Origin of the sequence: Streptomyces palmae (genome assembly GCF_004684805.1) — a bacterium.
Lineage (GTDB): Bacteria > Actinomycetota > Actinomycetes > Streptomycetales > Streptomycetaceae > Streptomyces > Streptomyces palmae.
This window is the reverse complement of sequence record NZ_SRID01000704.1, coordinates 1-1,186: the sequence shown is the minus strand read 5'-3', so window position 1 is coordinate 1,186 and position 1,186 is coordinate 1. Positions and strand designations below refer to the sequence as shown.

The window sequence follows — 1,186 nt, the reverse complement described above, 5'->3', positions numbered from 1 at the left end:
CCCAACGCCTCCCCCCCCCCCGCGCGAAGCCCGCCCCGAGCCCCCTCGGCCCCGTCCCGCTCCGTACGCGCCCAGGCCGCCCGACCCGGTTCCGGCCCCTGGACGCCCCGTGACCCGTCTCCCCTTACCCCTTACACAGCGGCGGCCGCCCGGATCCCCCGAGCACGACCCTCCACCCGAGCCCACACCCCGGCCTGTCCCGGTGACCTATGACCCGCCCCAGGGCCGCACCACACGCCGGTTCCACAGACCGGACCGCTCCCACCGAAGCCACCCCGGCTCCACGGACCGAACCGGACCGAAAAGAACTGAACCGAACCGGGCCGGACCGCGCCCGAGCCCCCGTGCGGTCGGTCCTCGACCCGGCAACCGATACGCTCCCGTCCCACCCCCCTGGTCCGCCCCGCGAACCACTGGCGTACCGCCCGCGGGCCCCGGCCCGCGCCCTCCCGCGACGTGGTCCGGCCCGTTCTGCGCCCCAGCCGTTCGAAGACCTCGCCGGTTGCGGGACACTGTTTGGACGGCGCCTCTACGATCGCCTGTGAGAGGTCACACTGCTCCACAGGGCCAGGAAGGGGAACCACCCGATTTCCCGACGCGTGGATACGATCAGTAAGCAGTATCAGGACGACACTGAGGACGACTGAGGAAGGAGGTGCCCCGTGGGAGTACTCAAGCGCTTCGAGCAGCGACTCGAAGGTCTCGTGAACGGCACCTTCGCCAAGGTGTTCAAGTCCGAGGTACAGCCGGTGGAGATCGCTGGCGCGCTGCAGCGTGAATGCGACAACAACGCCACCATCTGGAACCGCGACCGGACGGTCGTCCCCAACGACTTCATCGTGGAGCTGAGCACCCCGGACTACGAGCGGCTCAGCCCGTACTCCGGACAGCTCGGCGACGAGCTGTCCGGCATGGTCCGCGACTACGCCAAACAGCAGCGCTACACCTTCATGGGCGCCATCAAGGTGCACCTGCAGAAGGCCGAGGACCTCGACACCGGGCTGTACCGGGTGCGCAGCCGCACCCTGGCCGCCAGCGAGTCGCAGAACCCGCAGCAGGGGCAGCAGCCGCAGCAGGGATTCCCGCAGCCGCCCGCGCAGCGGCCCGCGGGGCAACCCGGCCCGTCGGCCTACCCGGCCCAGCCGGGTAGCCCGCCGCCGATGCCGAGCGCCCCGCCGCCCGGCGC

General features: G+C 71.6%; 1 protein-coding gene. It reads left to right on the top strand.

Annotation, left to right across the window (positions count from 1 at the left end; genetic code table 11):
* Nucleotides 1-662: 662 nt before the first annotated feature.
* Nucleotides 663-1,186, top strand: a 524-nt coding sequence (locus tag E4099_RS32190; RefSeq protein WP_135342613.1) for a DUF3662 domain-containing protein, incomplete at its 3' end; no start/stop codon positions are given.